Genomic DNA, 22,397 nt, shown 5'->3' with positions numbered 1-22,397 from the left:
ACTTGTTTTAGGCTATCAGGCAAATGGATACAAATCACCCGAATGGACTTTTTCAATGATCTCGCGCTCTTTGGCCGTAAAGGTATTAACAAAAACCTGTGCCGAATTAAGCGGTTTCATGGCTTCAAAGCCTTCTTCCACAAAGTCGTACATCGGGCCAACCTTATACTTGTAAGCCAGACCCTTGGCCATTTTAAAGGCTGCCTTGACCATGCGTGAGCGCACATATTTATCCAGACTAATGCCCAGCTCATCCAGCAGTGCCATTTGGCGCAAGCGCGGTTCACGCTGATCCAGCTTGAGATAGGCGCGGCGCATAATGTCGTCATTAAGTGGCATGGTAGGCGCATAGGTGTTCAGCAGCTCAACGGCAAGGGCCTGATCCAGCCGTATGGCCAGTACCGCAAGTTCTACCCCGGAAAATCCGGTGCGAATGGCCGAGTCGGGAATAATCTTTTCCACCATCCCGGCATTATTAATGAGCCGGGCAATCTGGGCGGCCAGCACATCAAAATCCGGGCCACCATACAGCCGGTTTAAAAAATACTGGGTCATTAAATGATGTTCTGGCACTGCAAAAAAATCATGGTGGGTTTTTCGCATCCGTTCTTTTTGCCAGGTTTGCACATCATTTAAACGCTTGGCAAGCTGGGGATCCTGATGAAAATCCAGCGCATGAAAAACTTCGAGTTGCTGTTGCAGTGCATCAAACTTAGACATAAAAAATCATGAAAAAAAAATAACATGGTGGCAAAGCATAACCGATTTTAATCCGTACGGAATAATCCCGATGTGCCAAAATTTTGCATTAAACGCGTTCGGGTTGGCAGTTCTGGCCAAAAGGGACCGGGATACCGTTGTAAATCTCAACCAGCACCTGTTTTTCACCCGCAATAAACAGTTCAAAAAAACCATTGCTGCTATCGGTACTGCGAATGGCCATAAATGCCTCGGCCAGATAGTCATATAAAAAATTAAATTCACGCCGGTAAGCGGTTCGCCGTGCCAGCCGGAATGCACTTTGCGTTAAAAAGCTGCGGCCATAATGCTGCAAGGCCTGACTAAGCTGCCGCAACAAGACCAGTTGCCTTAAGCGTGCATTGTATTGTTGCAGCGCCAGCATGGCCTGCTGGATATGTTCATCCTTAATGGTGGTAACGCCTTGATCCAGCAGGTATTTGGCAACCTGCTCATCCAGTTTCAGGGTTAAGTAAGCCAGCCGGAACGCAGAAATCGCTGCATCGAGAACGGCAGAGGGCAAAAAACGATCCAGCTTGATTTTTTCCTGTAAGGCTTTATCAAGCTGGCTGCCCAGCATCATCAAGTCATTTAAGTTATACAGGCGTGTTGTTAAAAAGCTGGCCATTAATTGATGACGCGGCTGGTTAAACAGCAAGCTATGGGCTTGCAGCATGCGGTTTGTTTGCCAGTGCTGAACAGCAGCCAACTGCTGCGCCAGCGCCGGATGATCATGAAACGCCAGCTGCTTAAATTGCTCAAACTGCCGGGATAAAGTGACAATAGCTGACATAAATCAAGTCAATAAAAAGACATAATGCCAGCATACTTAACTTTTAATCATTTAATGTAAAAAAAGGATAAAGCCATGCCAAAAAAACCAGTGGCCACGCAGTCAACATCGCAGGTAACGCAACAGGCTTTAACTCAAGAGGCTGCCGCTCCAAAAGCCACAGCCCAAAAATTATCCACTCCCGAACAGCCATTGGCTAAGGCAAAACCCACTGTACCCGCGCTAACCCATATGCAACCGGAATTCTTAAATCTGGCATTATTAAAAGCCCAGCTTGAGTTGCGCGCCAATAGCCAGACCACTAATCAGCCCCAACCCGGCAAAAGCCTGCTGATTCTGGTGGGTGGCATTGAACTGGCTGGCAAGGGTGAGGCGGTGATGCAGTTGCGCGAGTGGATGGACCCGCGCTATTTAAAGGTAAAAGCCAGCCTGTCCAAACCACTGGCCAGCAACCAGCCATTCTGGCAGAACGACGTCGATGCCATTCCGGCCTGTGGGCAAATTGCCGTGCTGTTTGGTAACTGGTATGGCGACCTGCTCTATAGCGGTCTGCATGAAAGCCGTTTTAATACCCGCCAGTTTCAGCAAACCGTACGGCAAATGCGTGAGTTTGAGCAGGATTTGGCAGCCAATGGCGTGATCGTGATTAAATGCTGGTTTGATATTTCATGGAACTGCTTGCAGCAGCGTCTGAACACGCTGGATTCCAGTACCCAGCAGTGGCAACAACTGCATGGACTGAACTGGCGCGACCAGCAGCAGTACCGCAAGATTCAGCGCTTGCGCAAACAGTTTACCGACGACTGGTTTATCATCAATGGTGAAAACAGCCAGCAGCGTGATCTGGAGTTTGGCCATCTGGTGCTGGATGCATTAAACACCGCGTTACCAGTGCCGCAGACTGCAAATCACTGGCAACAGGCCAGTATTCCAGCCATGTTGTTAAAACCGGCACAACAAAAGCTGGAAAAGCAGCAATATAACGTGGAGCTGGCACAGCTTCAGCAACAGGCCGCGCAACTGTTACGCCAGTATATGTTGCACTCATCGGTGTTAATTGTGTTTGAAGGCATGGATGCGGCCGGCAAGGGCGGCGCAATCAAGCGCGTGGTGGCGCCACTGGACCCGCGCGAATATGAAATTCATAGTATTGCTGCGCCAGATTCCTTTGAAAAACGCCATCCATATTTATGGCGCTTCTGGACCCGTTTGCCCAGACCGGGCGGCATGACCATTTTTGACCGCTCGTGGTATGGCCGCGTGCTGGTTGAGCGGGTGGAAAATTTTGCCAGTGATGCCGAGTGGCAGCGGGCTTATGATGAAATCAACCACTTTGAACAACAACTTAGTGACAGCGGAATATTGGTCATCAAGTTCTGGCTTGGCATTAGTGAAAAGGAACAGCTCAAGCGCTTTCAGGCCCGCGAGGTTAATCCACACAAACAATATAAAATTACTGCCGAGGATTGGCGCAACCGCAAAAAATGGCCACAGTATCTGGAGGCCGCAGCAGATATGTTTAGCCGGACTCATACCGGGCAAGCGCCATGGCATATTATTGCCAGCAATGATAAAAAAACTGCACGTATTGCAGTGTTACGCCATCTTGTCAGCCAACTGGAAGCCAGGCTGAAAACAATAGCTAAATCAACCCGTAGGCCAAAAGTAATCAGCCATCATCAACCTGATTCCATGACTCAAGCAAAGACTACTACAGTTCATGGCCCGGAAGGGTGAAGCATTTCCCAGCTTAAGCCAAAGCGCGCCAGATACTTTTTAATCCGGTCACTGTCGTTGTTAGTGCTGCGCTGCTCACGCGATATGGCAAATAAGCGGCGTCCGGCTTCTGCCATGGTTTTACTGTGCTGGCACACCTGAATAACGCCAACCAGTTGAATTTGATCAAATGGGTCAATCTGGCTGAGTTGCTCAGTGCTTAAAAACCGTTCTAATAATGTCGTATCTGTGGATAACTTATGGGTTTTCCCCAATGTATTTTCTTCAAGGGAATGGTCTGCTGTTTCAATTTTCCACAGTTGCTTGAGCCGCTCAATTTCCTGCATGACATCCGGCAGGCTAATGCGTGACCCATTGGCCAGCGTGGCCATACGGGTCACACTGGCGGTTAGGTCCCGAAAATTGCCTTGCCAAGCGGCTTCTTGCGACTTTGCAAATTTGAGGTATGCATCCAGTGCTTCACGGTTAAAACGCAATTGACGCTGGTGCAGGGTGGCAAAGCGTTGTAGCTCAAACTGCACATTGGGTGCAATATCCTCACTACGGTCTTTGAGTGCGGGCAAAAAAAATGTCCAGGTATTGAGGCGTGCCCACAAATCTTCCCGAAAACGTCCGGCTTTTACTTCTTCACGCAAATCGCAATTGGTGCCGGCAATGAGCTGGAAGTCGGCCTGAATTTCCTTATCACTGCCCACCGGGAAAAATATTTTATCTTCCAGTGCCTTGAGCAACATGGCCTGTTCATCAGCTCCCAGTTCGCCAATTTCATCCAGAAACAAAATACCGCCATCGGCACTTTTGAGCAGGCCTTGCCGAGCGCTAGCTGCCCCGGTAAATGCCCCTTTGACATGACCAAACAACGCCGACATGGCACTGTCACCACGCAGCGTGGCACAGTTCACATCCACAAAGCGGCCACTAAAATGGAATTTTTCTTTTTTTAATTGGTAAATTTGCTTGGCCAATTGCGACTTACCAACGCCGGTTGCTCCCATAATCAAAATCGGCGCGCTGGAACGGGTTGCCACCAACTCCACCTGTTCAATCAACTGGTTAAAGGCCGCATTATGCGTGGCAATATTGGCTTTGAGCTGCTGCCAGTTGGCATTTTGCTCACTTTCAAAGCGCTGGTTGAGGGCATCATATTTGGATAAGTCCAGATCAATAATGCGGTACTGGCCTTGCGCGGTTTTGTCCTCATTGGGCGAGCTTTGAATCAGCTTGGCAGGCAGATAACCCGCTTCAATCAGCAGGTACCAGCAAATCTGAGCCACATGCGTGCCGGTCGTAATATGCAGTAAATAGTGATAATTTTCAGTATCAAAGGGATAGTTTTTGACAAAGTCGTACAGGGCACCATAAACATCGGCAAAATCCCACGGATCACGCAGGTTAATTTTAACCCCACCGACCTGTGTCTGTGGTGAAATCTGTGCAATGTCTTCTTTTAAAAAATTAACCAGTGACTTGGCGCGGTGATCATGCAGCAGCACCAGATCATCAATTACCAGATCATCATGCATCAGCAAACTCATGGTTGGCCGCCAGCGTTGCCAGCGGTCATCCTTTTTGCCCTGATCCACTGTGGAGCCGACAAAGCCAATTACCACGGTTTTTTTATGCGTCATTCCAGTTTAGCAATATTGATGTCTTGGCTGAATTCTAGCGATAAAACCAGCCAATAAACATGCGCGACCTGCTTTTTATTCAATGTTCACAAGCGCACTGACAACTCGTGACCCACAGAAATGATAAACCCGGTAAAATCAATACAGTTTTTTTGTATTGTGTATTGCCATGACCGACATGCTTACCTTGACCTTTCTGGGAACCTCTTCGGGGGTGCCCACCAAAAGCCGCAACGTGTCCGGCCTTGCGCTACAAACGTCTTTAAGCAAAAAATGGCTACTCATTGATGCCGGAGAGGCTACCCAGCACCGCTTGCAGCATACTGGACTGTCACCGCATGACATGGCAGTGGTGTGCATTACCCATGCGCATGGCGACCATTGCTATGGCCTGCCGGGGTTGCTGGCCAGTGCCAGTATGGGCAAGCGCACCGAACCCTTAACCCTGATTGCACCGCAAAACGTACTGGACTGGTTTGGTGCAACCCTGCAACTCACCGACCTGCATTTGTCCTATGAGGTGATTTTGCGTGACAGCAACAGTGTGCTGGAGCAGCCGGTTGAATTGATGGATGGCGTTTGGGTGCAGGCCTACGCGCTGGTGCATCGGGTGGAATGTTATGCCTATGCGTTTACCGTGCAGCACAGTAGCCGCAAGCTCAACACGACTGCGCTGCAACAAGTGGGTTTGCCAGCCGGACGTGACTGGAAAGCCTTGCAGTACGGGCAGGATATAGAATTTAACGGACAAATTCTGCATAGCCACGATTTTGTGCAAAACCATACCACGCAGGTTAAAGCGGTGATTGCTGGCGATAACGCGCAACCCAATGTGTTAGCGCAAGCGTGCCAGAATGCCGATGTACTAGTACACGAGGCTACTTACTTGCAGGCAGTGCTGGACAAGGTGGGGCCGGGGCCAATGCACAGCTCGGCCAAGCTGGTGGCAGAGTTTGCCCAGTCAGTGGATTTGCCTAATCTAGTGCTGACCCATTTTAGCCCAAGGCATCATGGCGAAGCGGGGCAGGCAGAAATTTTACAGGAAGTGAAAGACTATTATGGCGGCACAGTATTTCTGGCCGATGATTTTAAGCGCTATCGCCTGAGTGAAACTGGTGTATTGCAGGAAGTTAATGAGTTAACCGGACAGAAAAAAGAGCGATAAAATTAAAACCAGTTAAAGATCAGGAGAAAAATCAATATCCAGATGCTTTAACAGTTTACCCAGCAAGCGAAAGGGCCAGCTAATAATCTGAAACAGCAACTCAATCGGTAAATCAACGATATCCAGCCAGCTATAGTCAGTATTACGTCGCCCCGCGCGCTGGTGCCGTGAGCTTGAGGGCTTAATGAGATAAGCCAATATAATGCAAGCTGCAAAGGCGAGTAGAAAAACCCAGTTCCAGTCATCCATAAAAAACCGGATGACACAAAATATGCCTGTAATGAATAAAACTATTGCCAGTAGATAACGGATAAAAACCATGATTATCGACATCGTGTGAAGTGATACAATTTGCATCATCTATCTTGCCAGTGCAATAATCAACCATTAACAATAAAGACAGGTGTCAGTCTTTAAAACGCCTATTGTGTCTATCACAGTGTTTTTGCAAGAAAATGAAAGTATAGAACAGGCCTATCAGCGTTTAAACTGTAAACGACACCACTTACAGGCATCACGCTGGCATAAACGTCGTTATGGCTATTATGAAAAACCTTCCCAATTAAAAAATAAGAAAAAGCGCATGCGGATTAATCAAATACGTACTGTTGAAAACGCCCATTATTCACAACAGCCTGTCGTCTACCTTTCTTTAAAAATTGGTTTACAAGCTCAGTTCGCGCGTGAAGGTAAAAATGCTGTTGGATACTAATTTTAGTATTAGATTAAAAGATATAAATTTATATTTATTTCTATATTTTTTAAAGGCGTCAAAAAATATAAATTGTTCAATAGAAATTTTTACGTAATTAATTTGCTGATTTTAAATGATTTATTTTTAATTTAAAAAGAAAATTTAAAGCTGGCACAGGCTATGCAATATATAAATCAGCAACAATAGCAGAGAAAAATTCCTGCTTAGGCCATGAATAAACACAAGTTATTTTCAAATAGGGTAACACCATGAACACAGCCATTGAGCAATCCATGAATAATTCAGCCCAGTCTTCTGTAGAGTTGTCAGCGCAACCGCACGCTGCTTCCCGTGCCTATAACGTGATTCAAACTGAAAAAACAGTTCCAGTAAAAATGTGGACGCAAGGTGTGAACGTGGATGAGAAGTCCAAGGATCAATTGCTGAAAACCGCGCAAATGCCATTTATTTATAAGTGGATGGCGGTGATGCCGGATGTGCACGTGGGTATTGGTGCCACCATTGGGAGCGTAATTCCAACCAAGGGCGCGATTATTCCAGCGGCCGTGGGCGTGGATATTGGTTGCGGGATGATGGCGGTAAAAACCAGCCTGACTGCCTCGGACTTGCCAGATAATCTGCATGCCTTGCGGACAGAACTGGAGCGCCTGATTCCGCATGGCATGAGCCCCCGAAATCGTGGCCGTGACCGGGGATCATGGGAAAATGCACCAGAACGGGTGGATCAGGTATGGAGCGAGCTGGCTGCGGATTTTGACCTGATTTGCGCCAAGCATCCGCGCCTGAAAAACACTAATAACCGCAAGCATTTGGGAACGCTGGGAACCGGCAACCATTTTGTGGAAGTGTGTCTGGATGAATATCAGGGCGTGTGGATTATGCTGCACTCCGGTTCGCGCGGGGTAGGTAATGCCATTGGTAGCCATTTTATTGAGCTGGCGCGTAAAGACATGCAAAAGCATTTTATCAACCTGCCCGATAAAGACCTTGCCTATCTGGTTGAAGGTACCGAGCATTTTGATGATTACTGGTTTGCCGTGGGCTGGGCGCAGCGTTTTGCCCTGAAAAACCGGGAACTGATGATGGAATCTGCCATTAAGGCACTGGCCACTATTATTCCAAAACCGTTTAATGCCAAAGTGGAAGCGGTGAATTGTCACCATAATTATGTGGACCGCGAAACCCACTATGGTGAAGAAGTGCTGGTGACCCGTAAGGGCGCGGTGCGTGCGCGTTTGGGTGAATATGGGATTATTCCGGGTTCAATGGGTGCCAAGTCGTTTATTGTGCGCGGCCTTGGTAATCAGGAGTCGTTTTTTTCCTGTTCGCATGGCGCAGGCCGATTGATGAGCCGTACCGAAGCCAAGAAACGCTTTACCGTGCAGGATCAAGTTGCGCAGACTGAAGGCGTGGAATGCCGTAAAGATGCCGCGGTGATTGATGAGATTCCATCGGCCTATAAACCGATTGAAGACGTGATGAAAGCGCAAAGCGATCTGGTTGAGGTGGTCTATACCTTGCGGCAGGTGGTGTGTGTGAAGGGTTAATTTTCATTTTATTGAAGATAAGAGGATAGCATATGAATAAGACACAGCTTGAAATAGCAAAACATCAGTTAGATAAATCTATTGAACTATTAATAGATGAGGAAGATTATATTTGTGCATTGACGCTTGCTGGTGCAGCAGAAGGAATTTTAGCTGGTTTTAACCCTGATATTTTCAATTTTGTTAGAGATAAAGCTGCTGAAAAATTTGATAATACACCCAAGGAAATTGCAAATTCTTTTAATGAGTTTAGAAACTTATTAAAGCATGGTAGTGCAGATATTTTGACAAAAAGAATTGAAATAGATGCCTTCGAAGCAGCATTTATGATTCAAAGAGCTATAGCTATTTTGTCGTATATTCCAAATGAAGAAGCTTCTGTTCATGTACTTAAGTTTAAAGATTGGCTTGAATTTAATAAAGTTTTTGAATGTGTTGAGGACAACTAAAATGAAACTCGCAGAAGCATTATTACTGCGCAGCGATCAGCAAAAAAAGCTGGCATCCCTAAAACAGCGCATTAACGCCAATGTATTAGTACAGGAAGGTGATTCCCCAGCAGAAGACCCAAATGAGCTGATGCAACAGGTATTTGCCTTAACCCATGAAACTCAAGGGCTAATCTTGCAGATTCACCGTACCAATGCGCAGGCAAAACTGGGCGATGGACGCCTGTTGCTGGAACTGTTAATGCAGCGTGATGAACTGGCAGAACGGCATAAAATTATCACGGGAGCGATTGCCAGCACGCACCGTGAGCCGGATCGCTATAGCGCGCGTGAAATTAAGTGGCAAAAAGTGATACCCGTCGCCAGCCTGCAAAAACAGGCCGATGATATCAGTGCCAAATTGCGTGATTTGAATATTACAATTCAGGCTGCTAACTGGCAGATTGATGTAATTTAACGCATTATTTAAAGAATTTTGCGCATTACTAAGGTGATGGGCAATACCGTTTAGAACATACTGGGCGAGTGCAAGACCCCCGTAATTCCCGTCTGAGGGGTTGAACAAATATCAGAGGGCTATGGCGCGCGGTGAGCTCGTGCACAACTTTGCACATGGCAAGCTCAGCACCTGGCACGACTCAAGCCTTTGCCTAACCCGCAAAGTCACTTGTAACCCAGCACTACCATGCACTGACAGTATGTTCTTTAATTTGAGACGATTTAAAAAAGAAATTGATTAGAGAAAACCAATGACAACAATCATAGAGATTGATGGATCACAGGGGGAAGGCGGCGGCCAGATTTTGCGTACTGCATTGTCGCTGTCCATGATTACCGGCAAGCCTTTTCGGCTGGCCAATATCCGCGCTGGCCGTAAAAAACCCGGCTTAATGCGCCAGCATCTGGTCTGTGTGCAGGCGGCGCAGCGTATTAGCAATGCCAGCGTGCAGGGGGACGAGCTGCACAGCCAAAGTTTGTATTTTGCTCCGCAAGCCATTCAGGCCGGGCATTATGACTTTAATATTGGAACGGCAGGCAGCACTATGCTGGTGTTGCAAACCCTGCTACCCGCCCTGTTGCTTCAGGATCAACCCAGCCGGATTAGTATTCAGGGTGGCACGCATAATCCCATGGCACCGACTGCTGATTTTATCCGGCACTGCTTTTTGCCAGTTATGGCTCAAATAGGGATTCGGGTGGAATTTGAGGTAGAACAGGCCGGATTTTTTCCCATTGGCGGTGGCAAGGTTATGGCCACTATCCAGCCATGGCAAAACCGGCAAAGCCTGAATCTAACCGAGCGTGGCCCGGTTCAGGCGGTCAAGGCTTATGCTGGTGTGCTGAATTTAACCGATGACATTGCCAAACGTGAACTGGCCGTGTTGCAAGACCAGTTGTCGCCCAGCCACAGCCAGCAGGTTTATTTAAAAGGCATTAGTCAGGGCAATACCGCTTACGTTGCCGTGCAAAGCGAACAGCATTGCCAGCTTTTTACCGCGCTGGGGGAAATGCGAAAGAGTGCTGAACGGGTTGCCCATGATCTGGCGCGCGAGGTGAAAAACTACCTGGGAAGTAATGCGGTCGTGGATGAGCATCTGGCCGATCAGTTATTATTGCCACTGGCCTTGGGGCAGGGGGGTACATTTACCGCACAATGCATCAGCGAACATACCCGAACCCAAGCCGCCATGATTCAAAAATTTCTGGATTGCGCCATTGAATTAACCACCACAACAGACGGAACAGATCTGATTACCGTGATGGTTAGTCATTAAAAATGGTTCAATCCTAATAATAGCAAGTCATTAAAAGCAAAGCGCTAAAAAGATAATTCATGCTATATTTTTGGCGCAATAATAGCGCTTTGATTAAAAAATTTTGTACTAAAAGCCGTAGATCAAAAACTACAGCAAGAAAGTTTTGGGGAACTCATGAATTTAAATCATTTGCTGGTGGCAGCACTGGTGTTTATTGTGGCTGGCACATGGCTTTATACCAGCATATCCAACGCGCAACAGCGTGCCAAGCTGGCAGCAGAAAGTGCATCTATGCAGGATCATTCACCAGTGTACAGCACCCTCCAGCTTAAAATGCAGGGCGAGGGCAGGGAAATTACCTTAAAAGGCGTGTTTGAATCGGTTGATGCAGAACATTGCTTTAACGAATTGCAAAAAAGTTCATCACTGATTGGTAATTATCAGCAGCGCTGCGACCATGAGGCAAGCTGTAAGTCACTTAAGCTGTCCACCTGTAGCACTTATGTGGAAGCAAATTACCAAGACATGCTGAATAAAAAACCAGCATCCACCCGCTATTTGCATTTGCAAAATGCTCAAAATCCTAAAGAGCGTGGTGTACTGGTATTCTGGGGCTTAAACAGCAGTGAAGCTGATGATTTTTGTACTCACATGACCAAAGAACGTGTACCCGAACACATTGAAATGGCTTGTATTTAGAGTATTTCAAGGTCGAGAATTAGATTAGCTAAATTATTTAATGGCCAAAGTTTTGGCTGATCTTAAATTATAAGTCTTTTAAAAATTTGGGATAATTAATGAATAAGATATTCGTAGTATTGCTTGGGGTATTGCTGGTTATCGTTGTCAGTATTTTTTCTTACAACAGTTATAGTCAGGCACAGCAGCAGAAAAGATTAGCAGACATCGCCGCCCAGGTTGATAATCAACCTGTTTATTCAACAGTAGAGATGAAGTTTCCTGCAGATGACCGCATTATCACCTTAAAAGGTGTTTTAGAGTTTCCAAATATTAAACGCTGTACCCAAGTGATGCAGAGCAAAACCTCAATGTTTGATGAGCCGTGTGCTGGCAGCGATTGCGCTTCGCTAGAGGTGATCAGTACCTGCGTATCGTATGTAGATGCTAAATATAAGGATATGTTAAATAAGAAACCAATGCAGACTACATATGCGCATGTGATTAATGCCAAATTTCCTGATGAAAAAGCGGCTATGGCAATGTTGGGATTAAGCAGCGAAGAAGCAAAATTATTGTGTCAGGAATTCATTAGCGATAAAACAACTGATGAAATAGATGAATGCATCTGACGTGAAATTATAGGCCGACAGGCTCAGTCCAAGTGCCGCATGAGCCTGTCGAAACTTATTTAATTTGTATCATCTTCGACTAAAAAACCGCCACTCTGGTGCGCCCAGAGCCGGGCATAAATACCATTTAATGCCAGCAGTTCCTGATGGGTGCCCTGTTCCACAATTTGCCCCTGATCCATTACAATCAGGCGATCCATGGCCATGATGGTGGACAGCCGGTGTGCAATGGCAATCACGGTTTTGCCTTGCATCAGCTTGTACAGGCTGTGCTGAATGGCTGCTTCCACTTCTGAATCCAGCGCGCTAGTGGCTTCGTCCAATAGAAGAATGGGTGCATCTTTTAACATCACACGGGCAATGGCAATCCGCTGACGCTGGCCACCAGACAGTTTAACGCCTCGCTCACCCACATGGGCATCAAAACCAGTGCGACCACTAGGGTCGGTGAGTTGTGCAATAAATTCATCCGCTTCAGCTTGCTGGGCAGCCGCAATTAGTTCGGCTTCGCTGGCATCCGGCTTGCCATACAGGATGTTTTCACGCACTGAGCGATGCAGCAGGGACGTATCCTGCGTGACCATGCCAATCTGGGCGCGCAAGCTGTCTTGCGTGACCTGTGAAATGTCCTGACCATCAATCAGAATCTGGCCTTGCTGCGGTTCATAAAAGTGCAGCAGCAGGTTAATCAGGGTAGATTTACCCGCACCGGAACGCCCCACCAGTCCAATTTTTTCACCAGCCTGAATATCCAGATTCAGGTGAGACAAAATGGGTTTGTCCGGGCTATAGGCAAAGCTGACGTTGTCAAACTGCACCCGGCTTTGTGTCACTTTTAAGGTGGTGGCATTGGGTTTGTCTTCAATCAGTTGCGGCTTGGTTAAGGTGTTAATACCATCCTGCACCGTACCAATATTTTCAAACAGCGATGAAATTTCCCACATGATCCACTGGGCAAAACCATTCAATCGCAAGGCCATGGCAGTGGTTGCCGCCACTGCACCAATGCCCAGCACCGAATTTGACCACAACCACAAAGCCACACCCGAAGTCGATAAAATCAGGAATGCATTTAGGCACTGGTTGGTGAGTTGCAGCCACGTCACCAGACGCATTTGCTGGTGAACAGTCACCAGAAAATCATCCATGGATTCGCGCGCATAGCCTGCTTCACGGCCGGCATGCGAAAACAGCTTGACGGTCTGGATGTTGGTGTAGGCATCTGTCACCCGGCCCACCATGTTGGAGCGGGCATTGGCCTGCGACTTGGCAATAGCCCCCAGACGCGGCAAAAAGTAGTACATGCTCAGGCTATAGGCGGTGAGCCAGATAAAAAACGGCACCAGCATCCACAGGCTAAACGAACCCATGACCAGACTTAAGGTGACAAAATACACCAGCATAAAGGCCAGAATATCGGCAGCCAGCATCCATACGTCCCGTACCGCCAGCGAGGTTTGCATAACCTTGGTGGCAATGCGTCCGGCAAAGTCATCACTAAAAAAGCCCAGACTTTGATTTAAAACCTGCCGGTGAAAATTCCACCTTAGGCGCATGGGAAAAGTACCCAGCAAGCCCTGATGCTTGATGAGCGACTGTAGCCCCACCAGAACAATACTGCCCACAATCACAGCAGCCAGCAGTGCAAGATGCATGCCTTCCTTTTGCCACAGCAGTGCAGGTTCAACATTGCTGAGCCAGTCCACCATTTTACCCATCATGGCAAACAGCAGGGCTTCAAAAACACCAATAATGGCGGTCAGCACCGTAAGGCTAATAATCAGCCCGCGTGTTCCTTTGGTGGCCTGCCAGATAAAGGCAAAAAACTGTTGCGGCAACAGCGGCGGCGGTGCATCGGGATAAGGATGAATCCGCTTTTCAAACCAGCTAAACATGAAATGTCCTTCAAATTTGCAAATACAGGGCTGTTAGCACAGCAGCAGAAAAAAAAGTTGCAGCTAAAGCTATGTTGTTCTGAACAGGCATTTTTTCAATGCGGCAATGGTCTTGAGCAGTTTATTTTCTCGTTGTAACAGCAAGGCTAGGGTAATTTAATCAACGCATCTAGTCATTGAGCGTTCGGTCAACTTCAGGCTGAGGGCGTATTGAAATACTAAAGGCACTATCAGCACTGCTGAAAGAATTTCCGTAATAACCCCTATTATTGTTATGACGATAGTAGCCATTGTAATGCATTCATCAGTTAGGAAAAACAGTCCAGCACAGGATTGAAGGTTAAGGGCTGCGCGCAGAACAGTATCCTGCGCGCAGCCCTTAGCTCAGGGTCTTACTGCTTTTTTTGCTGCTGTTGCATTTGTTTGGCCAGTTTATAGCTGTCTTCCACATGGGTCAGGGCAATTTTTTTCAAAATCTGGTAACCCAGTGTGGCAGCAACCACCTGACCGCCCAGCGGAATAAACTTGGTCACTTGCTTGGTAAGGATTTTGCCGACAAAACCGCTTAAGCTCTTGCGGGCCACAGCACGGGTTGTCACCAGACCTGCAAACTGGATCCCGCGCTTGCGTAATGAATTCCAGTGTACCTGTCGGGTTTTGGGGTCATACACGGCAATTTGTTCTGGTTCCAGCCCAAATTTGGCGTTGATCTGGGGCAGCAGCACACTTAGCACGCTGGTATCAATGACCACGTCCAGAAACGGCACCGGGACTACAGCAGCGCCAGCAGAAATCCAGGCACGTTTTTTAACCAGATCAATGCATTCACGGCGAATTTGCTCAAGGTTTAACGTTGGGCTAATCAGGTGCTCATCGGCATTTTTGGCAGTTGTCATTTTTTCTCCACGGTCATTAGAAACACAATTATTAAAAATATGAAAAGGCTGGTGGCCTGTATTTGTGGACTGCTTATGCATGATCTGGCACGCACAGCCACAGAATAAGAAATCAGGCATAACCAGACAGGCAAATGGATACACTTAAACGATAGTCATAAAGTGCCATAAAACCAGATGCTTGAGTTAAGGATTCGTTTAGTGTTCCTGATAAACTTTGTAAATTTTTTAAAAATGCAGGCTTGCAGTGGCAAGAATCTGCCAGATGCGATAGTTGAAATGGTAAGGCCACACGGGTGTTTACAGGGTGATCCATATCAGCAAAACTGTATGGAATGGTTTAAGATAAGGCCCGGAAAACAAGGAATGTTGCGGCAAGGCCCAGATGGTTTTGCTGATTATTATTTGTTCTATTTTCATTAAAGGCGGTGTCCTGATTAGCCATGCTTAACATTACCCAGAGCCAGCGCATTGACCTGCTGTTTGCGGCCATGCAGGACTTTTTTGCCGCGCATCCGGTGGGTGTGCTGGACGCGCAGCAGGTGATTGTGCCATCGCATGGGGTGGGGGTGTGGCTGCGTTATCAACTGGCCAGCCAGCAGGGGATTAGTGCGCGCCTGAATACCGACTTCTTTGGAACCTACCAGTGGACACTATACCGGCGGGTGCTGGGCAATCATATTCCACGCAGTGCACCATTTGCACGACAAGTGATTCAATGGAAACTGTTTGCCTATTTTCTGGCAGTGCTCAAGCAGCCAGAACAATACCCACAGGCCCAAGAGGTATTAAAGCCGCTATTTGAACGGCTGAGCAATTCTAGCCATCAGCAGGGCAAAAACCAGCAGCGGCTGCTGTGGAAAATGGCTGAGCAAATTGCACAGGTGTTTGCCAATTATGTGCTGTACCGGCCCGACTGGCTGGTGCGCTGGGGCAAGGGCCAGTTACTGGATATGATTCCGGTGCTTGTAAATATGGATGCCAAAACCCCGGAATGGCTGCTGCAACGCTACAGCGAAATGGAGGTATGGCAGCAGTTTTTATGGCAGACGCTGTTTAGTGAAGACTTTGAAAAGCACCAGAATATCCGCCGTAATTTCTGGCAGATACTGGACAGTAATCCGGCCAAGCGCAAGGTGCTGCCCAAAAGCCTGACGGTGTTTACCGTGCTGCAATTGCCACCATCCGAGTTTACTTTTTTAAAGGAACTGGCGCGTTTTATTGATATCCAGTTTTTACATTACAACCCTTCACAGGAATATTGGGCCGATAGCGTTGATCCGCTGTGGCTTAAGCAGTTTGAACTGAAAAATCCCAAGGCAGCAGCCTTGTTTGATAGCCGCCATCCACTGCTCACCCGCATGGGCAAGCAGGCCCGTGATATTTTTGCGCTACTGGCCGAACTCTCCGGCAATGAGATGAGCAGTCAGGGCGAATGGCTGGATTTGTTTCCAGCTTATTTCCCCAACACCTTGCTGGGTCAAATCCAGCATGATGTGCTGCATCTGGTGCAACCGCAAAAGCACTGCTTTAAATTGCAGCCGCAGGATGATTCCATTCAGGTGCATGCCTGCCATTCGCCACTCCGCCAGTTGGAAGTGCTGCGTGAACAGCTAATGGGTTGGTTAAGTAGCGACAAGTCCCGCAAGCCGGCAGATATCGTGGTGTTTGTACCCAACCTCAATGACATTGCCCCGCTGGTGCGTACCGTATTTTCAACCCAGAGCGGCATGTATCTGCCCGTACATATTACCGGGGTGGCACAGGCCGATGCCGAGCAGTTATGGCAGGCCATCACCGGGCGCTATTCTTTGCTGGATGGCCGTTTTAGTATTGAGGACTTGCTGGACTGGCTGGCACTGGAAGCGGTACAGGAGCTGTATGCCCTCAGCCGTGAAGATGTACAACGGCTGGGCGAGCTACTGGCCGATGCCGGGTTCCGGCGTGGTTTTGATGCAGTACACCTGCGTGAAACACTGGCGGATGGCGACCATGATACCCGCTTTACCTTGGAGTTTGCCTTAAATCGCTTAATGCTGGGCATTGCCATGCCAGTGCAGGCGGTGCATGCGGGGGTGCTGGCTTATGAGGAAGTAGGGCGGCAGGATTTTGAATTACTGGCCAAACTGTCCCGCATCTATCAGGATCTGGCTGCACGGCGTTATTTGCTGAAAAGCCAGCATAAAACCCTAGATAAAACCCCAGTTAAAAACCAAGATCATGCCCTTCATTACAGTTTGCAAGACTGGCTAAGCCTGCTGCGTGAAGAACTCAGCAGTGATTTTGACCATACCACGGGTACGGTGGGCGGCAAGGGCGTGGCCTGTGCGCTGGATGAATTGCAGCACAGTCTGGATTTAACCCAGAGTTCACAGCTCAACCTGCCATTTCGCTTTGTGCTGGATGAAGTAGGTCAGATTCTGGCGCAGGCACCGCCCGGTTCGGTGCCAACCGGCAAAATTACCTTTAGCCGTCTGGGGACACTACGTCCACTGCCCTATAAACTGGTGGTGATGCTAAATCTGGATAGTGGCCTGTTTCCAGCGCGTGACAACAAAAATACTTTTGACCTGATGAGCGTCATGCCGGCACAGCGTGGTGACCGTTCACGCCTGATTGATGAGCAGGGTGCTTTTCTGGATGGCCTGCTGCTGGCACAAGAGGCCTGCTGGCTGTTTTACAATGGCTTTGATGTTAGTGACACCCAGCCGCGCCAGCCGTCCGGTACTGTGCAGGAGCTGATTGAGTTTATCCGTGACATGCTGGAAATACCGGACATGCTATATGCACATATTGTGCATTACCATACGCTGGAACCGTTTGAGCTCATGAATTTTCAGGCCGGAACACTTGATGCAGATGTTGTTTCAGGTCAAAGCCCAAGCCGGCTAAACCATCGGCAACCGCGCAGTTATCAGGGCACGTGGTCGGTGGTGGCGGCCAACCTGCAACAGCAGTTCGCGGCAGTCAAGTGGCTGGATCAGGACTTGGTTCATCCGGTGCAGGTGCAGCAGGGACTGATTTCGCTTGATTACATCATTCGCCAGTTGTGCCGTCCAGCCAGTCATTTTTTAAGCCAGAGCCGGGTGCAGCAAATTGCCCGTCAGGATTTACCGGCTATTTTTGAGCCATTAAGCCTGAACAAGCTGGATGAATACCATATTCGGGCCTTACACCAGCAGCAGCCGGATCAACTGGCGCAGGGTCACTTGCAGGCCATTTTGCCAGTGGGTAGCGCTGCCATGGCCTACTGGAAAAAAAGTCAGGCCGAGGCTGCGCGCAACCGCCAGCGCTTGCGCCGTTATGGCGAGCAGGAAACAGCACTCACCGAACGGGTATTAATGCTCGAACCATGGCAATTGCGGGTACAGATACCGCAGGATGAACAGTGCCAGCTATGGCTCAGCCAGTATCCATACAAGCAAAAAGGCCAGCGCCAGTTGCGTTACTGGCTGGAGCATCTGGCCTGGCATATCCAGCGCAATACCCAAGCGGCTGACGTGCAGCAGGGCATTGGCCAGCGGGTAATTGTGCTAAGTGATAGCACGTTGATTTACCAGCCCATTACGGCTAAAGATGCCACTGCGCATTTACTCAAATGGCTGGACGTGTGGCAACAGGCAAGCAGCGCGCCCTGGGTATTGCCACCCAATCTGGTGCTGCATGCATCCGGCGTGCAATACGATGCAGAACAGCAGCAGGCCAGTATTAAAAATCTGGATAGCCTGCGCAAGACATGGCTGGACGGTATTCAGTTTTGGCCCGTGCATGAGCAGGAAGACTGCGCCCAGCATCGGGACTGGCAACTGATTTTACGCGGGCAGGATGCAGGCCAGCTATTTGCCGAATTTATGCAGCAGCATGCCATTGTGCTGTATCAGCCGATTAAACAGTTTAGTCAGGTGCTTGATCAATGAAGGCTTTAACAATGGCTGTTTTATTTGTGATTGCTTCACCAATGATTGCTGTATCAATAATTCAGTGCGCAGTTGATGAATAGTCAGGTACAGCCACAGGCTGTTATTCCACAGACACCCGCCATTGACCTTGGCCTAAACGGGATTCACCTGATTGAAGCCTCGGCAGGTACGGGCAAAACCTGGACACTGTCGACCCTGATGGTGCGCTTTATTGTGGAAGGCGAGTACCTGACCCGCCAGATTATTGCCACCACTTTTACCCGTGCCGCCGCGGCTGAGCTAAAACTGCGTATTCGCAAGCGCTTTGAGGATTTTCGCAGCCTGTTTCATCAGGCCATTGAAAACCACAGTGAGGTGTTACAGCGGGTGCAGGCTGAGCAGGACTGGCTGGCAGTGTACCTGTTGCAAAAGCTTGATGTCGAACAACTCAACCATGCCAGAAACCGCCTGCAATTGGCACTGGACAGTTTTGATGAACTGTTTGTGGGCACGCTGGACAGTTTTTGCCAGAAACTGCTGAATGAATTTGCCTTTGACAGCGGCCAGCATGAAATCCTGCAAATCAGTGAGCAGGAAGCCGAAGCCTGCTATCAGGTCATGCATGATGCCTTGCGCCAGTGGCGTAGCCGTCAGCCGGCCCGTATTATTGAATTGCTGGTGCTGACCGACCAGCTCAAGGACGTGGAAGATTATCGTGGCAGCATTACCACGGTACTGAATTTTTTATCCGCGCAATTGCAGCCGGTGGAAATGCCAGTGATTGACTGGACACTGTTTGAGCAGACCCAGCAGCAATTAAGTCAGTGTGACTGGACAAGCTTGGCTGCGTTTTTACAGCCGGATGGTGAATACCATGGCAAGCTGGTGAAGAACCGTGCCTTTAGCAACAATAGTCAGGTATTTCCAGAAATTATGGCTGCCTTACAGGATAACCTGCTGGATTATTTGTGTGGGCTTAAGTCGGATAGTGCCGAATATCGCTGGCTGGAAGGGTTTGGCAAAATTGATGGCCAGTTTAAAAAGGCAGATGACGCACTTAGACAGCAATTTATCAGCCTGCCTGCCTGTCAGGTGTTGAAGCAGGTTCAGCAATGTATGCTGCATTTGCAGGAAAGTCTGGAGCAGATTTCCCAGCATATTCATTATTTTGTCAGCCAGATGGTGCGCCAGCAATTACCCCAGATTTTAAGCGAACGCGGCGAAACCACCTTTTCCCAGCAAATGCGTGTACTGGCCGATGTGCTACAGCAGGATACCAGCCAAAGCCTTGCGCAGCATATCCAGCACCGTTATCCGGTGGCGCTGGTTGATGAGTTTCAGGATACCAATTTTGATCAGGACCGGGTCATTGCCCACATCTGGCGGCAGGCTGCTAAAGAAGTAAAAAACGCACTGGTGCTGGTGGGTGATCCCAAGCAGGCGATTTATGGCTTTCGCGGTGGCGACATGCTCACGTACCAGCGTGCCAAAACACAAGTAATGCAATATGGTGGTCAACAGCATTTTTTACGGTTTAACCATCGTTCCATTGCACCACTGGTGGCTGCGGTAGACCGCTTGTTTCAGTTTAATCCTGAGTTTGGCGAGCAGGTGGCGTATCAGCCAGTCGAAGCAGGGGGCCGCAATGTGACCGAGCTGCGTGACGGCAATGAACTTAATGCAGTGCCGCTGCGCCTGCTGTGTGTTGACGAACAAAAGACCGAGTTTGAACAGGTTGCCTGGCAAATTATTCACTTGCTGCAATCAAGTCATAGCGGGCAGGTGCAAATCAAGCATCGTGACCAGTTTGAAGCCATTAGCCCCAGTCATATTGCCGTGCTATGCCGCTCCAATAGCCAGCTGGACAAAGTACAGGCGGTATTACAGCAAGCCAAAGTGCCGGTATGGCGTGGCTCGCGTTTAAGTATTTTTCAGACCACACTGGCCGAGGACATTGTGGCCCTCATGCAGGTGATGCTGGCACCGTACCATGAAGGCCGCTTGCGCCGTGCGCTGGCCGGTAGCCTGATTGGTAAAACCCTAAAGGCACTGGTAGAACTGGACCAGCAGCCGGATGAACTTGCACGTTTGCAGGGCCTGTTTTTTAATCTGGGTGAACGCTGGTACAGGGCCGGTTTTCTGGCAGCATGGCAGCAACTGACTGATGCATTTGATATTTGGCCGCAATTGTCGCGACAGCCCAATGCCGAGCGACTGGTGGTAAATTTACGCCATTTGATTGAAGTGATTCACCAGCAAAGTGAGAAAATTCAGGGCCAGCATCACTTGCTGGCATGGCTTATGCGCCAGATTAGCCAGCCGGGGCAGCGCGAATGGGAACTGGAGCGCAGGCTGTCCGGCGAGCAGGGCGTGCAGCTAATGACCATCCATAAATCCAAGGGACTGGAGTTTCCCATTGTGTTTGTGGCCGGGCTTGATCCAGTTAAAGGCGGCCAAAAATCCAATATTATTTTTTATGAAGAAAACCAGCAGCGCATGCTGTCGTTTTCCAGCCGTAATGCCGCCCAGCTGGAGGCCCACCAGCAGCGTGAGCAGGCTGAGCTGCGTCGCCTGATTTATGTTGCCCTCACGCGTGCCAGCATGCGATTGTATGTAATTGCACCGCCAGCGCCCGGCAAGGATGGCAAAACAAAGGATGGTAAAATCAGGGGCGCACTGTATCACTGGCTACCTGTGGCACGCGAGGGCTGGAGCGATCCGAATACGCTGGTGCAGGACGGCTTAGCTGCATGTCCGCAGTTTATCTATAAACAGCTCAGCAGCCCTGTGGATGTAGATGCACGGCCCATGCCCAATCACCGGGTTTATGCCTGGGGGCTTACCAGCTTCAGCCAGTTATCACGTCACCAGAAAATGCTGCCCATCGCAGTGGAGCCACCGAGCCACCACGCATCAAATGATGCAACTGATAAAACAGCTACTCCCGCTGATGACATTTTGCTGCATACCGATGAGCCACTGAGCAGCCAATTGCTTGGCCAAACTATGGTTCAGCCCGCTCGTATATTATCCGGCACAACAGAAAAACCAGCCATACAACCCGAAGCAATGCCATCACAATCAACAGATACGCAAGCCAGTGAACCTGCGTTGCCCTTGTGCTTTGCCTTTCCACGCGGAGCCAACGCCGGCGACTGTCTGCATCATGTGCTGGAACAGCTCAACCCGAAACATCAGGAATACTGGGCACCTGTATTTGAAAAGCAATTGCAGAATTTTGCCATTAATGCGCAGTTGGAACGTTATGGACAACCTGTGGTGGATCTGGAGCAAATGGCAGGCTGGTTTACCGATATCTTGCAGGCCCAGCTACCGGAAGGGGCGACGCTGGCCAGTGTGGAAGGCCAGATTCATGAGTTTGAGTTTCACCTGTCGGTTGCTGACAAGCTGGTAGACACACACGCGATTGGGCAGTTACTGGCACAGCATCGGGTACCGGTTGCCCCGCTCAATAGCGTGATGAATGCGCGCTACCTGCATGGCTTTATTGATCTGGTTTATGTGCATCAGGACAAATATTATATTGCCGATTACAAGAGCAATTATCTGGGTAACCAGTTTAGTGACTACCAGCCAGCGGCACTGCGTGAAAACATGAGTAGTTCAAGCTACTGGTTGCAAGCGGTACTATACCAGCTGGCATTGCATCGTTTCCTTAAGCTGCGGCTACTAGGTTACCAGCCTGCACAACATCTGGGTGGGGCCGTGTATTTGTATTTGCGCGGTATGCAGCAGGGTTCTGACCAGACGGGAATTTTGCACTGGCAGGCAAGCGAGGATTTGCTCAACCAGCTGGATGAGTTATTGGGGCAGCATGATCCATGGCATTAAGTCAGCAGTTCAATGA

Annotated in this window: 17 protein-coding genes; 11 read left to right on the top strand and 6 right to left on the bottom strand. The window is 48.9% G+C overall.

Annotated elements, in window-relative coordinates:
• Positions 1-15: 15 nt before the first annotated feature.
• Together BKE30_RS01195 and BKE30_RS01190 are read right to left on the bottom strand one after the other, a co-directional pair.
• Positions 16-720 carry an FFLEELY motif protein gene (locus BKE30_RS01195; RefSeq protein ID WP_076876834.1) on the bottom strand — a complete coding sequence of 235 codons (705 nt, stop codon included), beginning with the start codon at positions 718-720 and terminating at the stop codon, positions 16-18.
• A gap of 88 nt (positions 721-808) precedes the next feature.
• On the bottom strand, positions 809-1,531 hold the full coding sequence (locus BKE30_RS01190; protein ID WP_076876833.1) for an FFLEELY motif protein: 723 nt from the start codon (positions 1,529-1,531) through the stop codon (positions 809-811).
• Between the two features lie 231 nt (positions 1,532-1,762).
• Here BKE30_RS01190 and BKE30_RS01185 point away from each other — a divergent pair, with 231 nt between their 5' ends.
• A complete protein-coding gene (locus BKE30_RS01185; RefSeq protein WP_083698386.1) occupies positions 1,763-3,268 on the top strand; it encodes a phosphate--AMP phosphotransferase in 1,506 nt (501 codons plus the stop codon).
• Here BKE30_RS01185 and rtcR read toward each other — a convergent pair.
• Complete coding sequence (gene rtcR, locus BKE30_RS01180) at positions 3,250-4,896, bottom strand: RNA repair transcriptional activator RtcR (RefSeq protein WP_076876831.1); 1,647 nt, start codon at positions 4,894-4,896, stop codon at positions 3,250-3,252. The genes BKE30_RS01185 and rtcR overlap by 19 nt on opposite strands.
• Before the next feature lie 178 nt (positions 4,897-5,074).
• Between rtcR and BKE30_RS01175 the strand changes: the two genes are divergently transcribed.
• Positions 5,075-6,061, top strand: a complete 987-nt coding sequence (locus BKE30_RS01175; protein ID WP_076876907.1) for a ribonuclease Z — start codon at positions 5,075-5,077, stop codon at positions 6,059-6,061.
• 12 nt (positions 6,062-6,073) lie between these two features.
• Here the strand turns inward: BKE30_RS01175 and BKE30_RS01170 are convergent, their stop codons facing one another.
• Positions 6,074-6,421 carry a hypothetical protein gene (locus tag BKE30_RS01170; protein ID WP_227518284.1) on the bottom strand — a complete coding sequence of 116 codons (348 nt, stop codon included), beginning with the start codon at positions 6,419-6,421 and terminating at the stop codon, positions 6,074-6,076.
• Positions 6,422-6,500: 79 nt separating this feature from the next.
• On the opposite strand from BKE30_RS01170, the gene BKE30_RS01165 reads away from it, so the two are divergent.
• The 7 genes from BKE30_RS01165 to BKE30_RS01135 all read left to right on the top strand — a co-directional run bounded on the left by BKE30_RS01165 (position 6,501) and on the right by BKE30_RS01135 (position 11,839).
• Complete coding sequence (locus tag BKE30_RS01165) at positions 6,501-6,773, top strand: hypothetical protein (protein WP_227518283.1); 273 nt, start codon at positions 6,501-6,503, stop codon at positions 6,771-6,773.
• 275 nt (positions 6,774-7,048) lie between these two features.
• Positions 7,049-8,323, top strand: coding sequence for an RtcB family protein (locus BKE30_RS01160; RefSeq protein ID WP_076876904.1), 1,275 nt, complete (start codon positions 7,049-7,051; stop codon positions 8,321-8,323).
• Between the two features lie 32 nt (positions 8,324-8,355).
• Positions 8,356-8,772 (top strand): hypothetical protein, encoded by a 417-nt coding sequence (locus BKE30_RS01155; protein WP_076876830.1) that lies wholly within the window; start codon positions 8,356-8,358, stop codon positions 8,770-8,772.
• Between the two features lies 1 nt (position 8,773).
• On the top strand, positions 8,774-9,229 hold the full coding sequence (locus tag BKE30_RS01150; protein ID WP_076876829.1) for a DIP1984 family protein: 456 nt from the start codon (positions 8,774-8,776) through the stop codon (positions 9,227-9,229).
• 292 nt (positions 9,230-9,521) lie between these two features.
• Positions 9,522-10,547 carry an RNA 3'-terminal phosphate cyclase gene (gene rtcA / locus BKE30_RS01145; RefSeq protein ID WP_076876828.1) on the top strand — a complete coding sequence of 342 codons (1,026 nt, stop codon included), beginning with the start codon at positions 9,522-9,524 and terminating at the stop codon, positions 10,545-10,547.
• Between the two features lie 156 nt (positions 10,548-10,703).
• Positions 10,704-11,228: a hypothetical protein gene (locus BKE30_RS01140; protein ID WP_076876827.1), complete on the top strand. Its 525-nt coding sequence runs from the start codon at positions 10,704-10,706 to the stop codon at positions 11,226-11,228.
• A gap of 98 nt (positions 11,229-11,326) precedes the next feature.
• A complete protein-coding gene (locus BKE30_RS01135; RefSeq protein WP_076876826.1) occupies positions 11,327-11,839 on the top strand; it encodes a hypothetical protein in 513 nt (170 codons plus the stop codon).
• Positions 11,840-11,898: 59 nt separating this feature from the next.
• Here the strand turns inward: BKE30_RS01135 and BKE30_RS01130 are convergent, their stop codons facing one another.
• The gene (locus BKE30_RS01130) at positions 11,899-13,734 is read right to left on the bottom strand and encodes an ABC transporter ATP-binding protein (protein WP_076876825.1); all 1,836 of its coding nucleotides are present in this window, start codon (positions 13,732-13,734) and stop codon (positions 11,899-11,901) included.
• A gap of 392 nt (positions 13,735-14,126) precedes the next feature.
• The gene (locus BKE30_RS01125) at positions 14,127-14,630 is read right to left on the bottom strand and encodes a hypothetical protein (protein ID WP_076876903.1); all 504 of its coding nucleotides are present in this window, start codon (positions 14,628-14,630) and stop codon (positions 14,127-14,129) included.
• A 443-nt stretch (positions 14,631-15,073) separates the two neighbouring features.
• Between BKE30_RS01125 and BKE30_RS01115 the strand changes: the two genes are divergently transcribed.
• Both BKE30_RS01115 and BKE30_RS01110 read left to right on the top strand, forming a co-directional pair.
• On the top strand, positions 15,074-18,547 hold the full coding sequence (locus BKE30_RS01115) for an exodeoxyribonuclease V subunit gamma (RefSeq protein WP_076876823.1): 3,474 nt from the start codon (positions 15,074-15,076) through the stop codon (positions 18,545-18,547).
• A gap of 75 nt (positions 18,548-18,622) precedes the next feature.
• Positions 18,623-22,381 carry a UvrD-helicase domain-containing protein gene (locus BKE30_RS01110; RefSeq protein WP_076876822.1) on the top strand — a complete coding sequence of 1,253 codons (3,759 nt, stop codon included), beginning with the start codon at positions 18,623-18,625 and terminating at the stop codon, positions 22,379-22,381.
• Positions 22,382-22,397 lie beyond the last annotated feature (16 nt).

It is taken from the genome of Alkanindiges hydrocarboniclasticus (assembly GCF_001982605.1).
Lineage (GTDB): Bacteria > Pseudomonadota > Gammaproteobacteria > Pseudomonadales > Moraxellaceae > Alkanindiges > Alkanindiges hydrocarboniclasticus.
This window is presented reverse-complemented; position numbering and strand designations above follow the sequence as displayed.